Raw genomic sequence first — 2,483 nt, forward strand, 5'->3', positions numbered from 1 at the left:
GCGGCCGAGCCGGATCGTACCCCCTGTACGTATGCCCGGCCCCGCCCGGAGCCGGGACTAGCCCTGCCGTACGGCCTTCACGAAGACATCGAGCGCGTCGAGCGGTTCGCGGCCGCCCAGCAGCGTGCGCAGGTCGCTCTCCACCCCCGTACCGTCCATGAAGCCGTGGGCGATCGCCGNNCGCCCCGGACGCGGCGATCGCGGCGCGTGCGTCGGCGAGGTTGCCGGGGGCGTACGTGGCGCCCAGGGCCTCCGCGAGGTCGGCGCCGCCGAGGGCGCGCTCGCCGACGAGCTCGTACACCCGGTTCCGGTGGGCGGCCGGGTCCGTCGCGACCGCCACGGCGACGTCGGCGAGGTCCGCGCGGGCGACGGCGGCGAGGCGGCCCTCGCCCAGCGGGCCCGTGATCCGGTTCTCGGCGTCGGGCGTGGCGATCCAGGTCAGGAACTCGGCGTAGAGGCCGTTGCGGAGAATCGTCCAGTCGAGGGTGGCGGAGCTCCGCAGCCGCCGCTCGGTCCAGCGGTGGGCGAGCGCGTACGTGAGGTGGTCGCCGTCGCCGGAGAGGCTGGTGTAGACGACATGGCGTACGTCCGCCGCCTCCGCGGCCGAGATCGCGGCCTGGTGACGGGCCACGACCGTGTCGTCCTCCCCGTAACCGGCGGAGACGAGCAGCAGCGTCTCCACCCCCGCGAAGGCCTCCGGCAGCGTCTCGGGCGCGTCGAAGTCGAGGCGGCGGGTGCCGGGCAGTCCCGCGCGCGTACCGAGGACGACGTCCTCGCGACCGGCGAGCCGCTCGGCGACGAGCGAGCCGAGAGCGCCGGAGACACCGGTGACGAGCAGCATGTTTCCCCCTGGGACCGTGGTGACGACGTGATGGCTGAGACCATCGTGGGGGGACGGAGAAGATCGCGTAAGGAGGCACATCGATGTCCGAGGGGCACACGGAGGTAACCACCGAACCCTTGGTGAGCTGCGCGGAGGACTGCGGGGTACGGGACGTCCAGGACCGGCTCGGCGACAAGTGGACCGTGCACGTGGTCGTCGAACTCGCGGCGGGACCGCGGCGGTTCAGGGAACTCCAGCGGCTCGTCACCGGCATCTCGCAGCGGATGCTGACCCTGACGCTGCGCCGCCTCGAACGCGACGGACTCGTCTCGCGGACGGTGTACCCGACGACGCCGCCGCAGGTCGAGTACGCGCTGACGGAGACGGGACACAGCATGACCCACCTGATCAAGCAGCTCGTCGACTGGTCGCTCGACCACCGCTCGGTGATCGCCCGGTCGCGCGAGGCATGGGACACGAGGACGGCGTGAGCACGAGCGACACCAGCGGCACGAGCGACACCGGCAGGACCGGCAGCACGGTCGACAGGGCCTTTGAGGCGCTGTACGCGAGTGACGACGGTTCCCTCGACACGGCGGCGTCGCTGCTGGCCGCCGACCGGGGCGCCGACCCGGAACTGAACCGGCGCGGCGAGGAGTTCGTGCGGACCCTGTGGGGGCGGGGCTGGCAGCCCGCGGACCTCGTACGCATCGCCCGCCGCGACCTCTCCGACACGCACCTCCGGGTCCTGACCGGCCTGGTCCTGACCGAGACGGCCCGCTACGAGACCCTGCCGCACCGCTGGCGGGCCCAGCTCGACGGGCTGGACGCGTCGCCCGGCCGGCCGACGGACCGCTTCTCGTACGCGACGACGGTCCTGGAGCTGTACCGGCTCCTGGTGCGGCTGCCGAGGCTCGACGCGGTCGGCCCGGTGCCGGGGGAGGCGCTGCCGCCGGCGACGGCCGGGGAGCCGCGGATGCTGACCCGGATCCGGGCGCTGCTCGCGAAGGCCGAGGCGACGGGGTATCCGGAGGAGGCGGAGGCGCTCACGGCCAAGGCGCAGGAGCTGATGGCCCGGCACAGCCTGGACGAGGCGACGCTCGCGGCGGGGGCGCCGTCGCCGGAGACGCCGGGGGCGATCCGGATCGGGGTGGAGCCGCCGTACGAGCAGGCGAAGGCGATCCTGCTCGACGCGGTCGCGACGGCGAACCACTGCCGGGCGGTGTGGAACGAGACCTACGGCTTCTCGACGGTGGTCGGCTTCGAGGCGGACCGCGACCCGGTGGAGCTGCTCTACACGTCACTGCTCGTGCAGGGGACGGCGGCGATGACGCGGGCGGAGGCGGAGCAGCGGGCGGCGGGCCGCAAGCGCACGAAGTCGTTCCGGCAGTCGTTCCTGCTGGCGTACGCGAACCGGCTCGGGGCGCGTCTCGCGGCGACGTCCCGCCGCGTGGCGTCCGAGGCGCCGACCCTCCTCCCGGCGCTCGCCTCCCGGGACCTGGCGGTCACCACCCGCACGGACGAGCTCTTCCCGGAAACCCGCGCCACGCGCGTGCGTGCGGCCTGGGACGAGGAGGGCTGGACGCACGGCGCCTCAGCGGCGGACCGAGCGGGTCTCGGGCCGGGGCGACGGGGCGTCGAGGGACGGGGCGTCGAGGGA

At 74.2% G+C, this 2,483-nt stretch carries 2 protein-coding genes and 1 pseudogene; 2 read left to right on the forward strand and 1 reads right to left on the reverse strand.

Going from position 1 to position 2,483, the window contains the following annotated elements; all coding sequences use genetic code 11:
• Nucleotides 1-181: 181 nt before the first annotated feature.
• Nucleotides 182-922 (reverse strand): annotated as a pseudogene (locus AOK00_RS14370) (NAD(P)H-binding protein); the annotation flags it as partial.
• 2 nt (nt 923-924) lie between these two features.
• Between AOK00_RS14370 and AOK00_RS14375 the strand changes: the two are divergent.
• Both AOK00_RS14375 and AOK00_RS14380 read left to right on the forward strand, forming a co-directional pair.
• Nucleotides 925-1,314, forward strand: coding sequence for a winged helix-turn-helix transcriptional regulator (locus AOK00_RS14375; protein WP_030323364.1), 390 nt, complete (start codon nt 925-927; stop codon nt 1,312-1,314).
• Nucleotides 1,293-2,483: DUF2786 domain-containing protein (locus tag AOK00_RS14380; RefSeq protein WP_079042005.1), on the forward strand; the 1,191-nt coding region annotated here is incomplete at its 3' end. The genes AOK00_RS14375 and AOK00_RS14380, both read left to right, overlap by 22 nt.

The sequence above is a fragment of the Streptomyces aureus genome (genome assembly GCF_001418135.1).
Taxonomy (GTDB): Bacteria; Actinomycetota; Actinomycetes; order Streptomycetales; family Streptomycetaceae; genus Streptomyces; species Streptomyces aureus_A.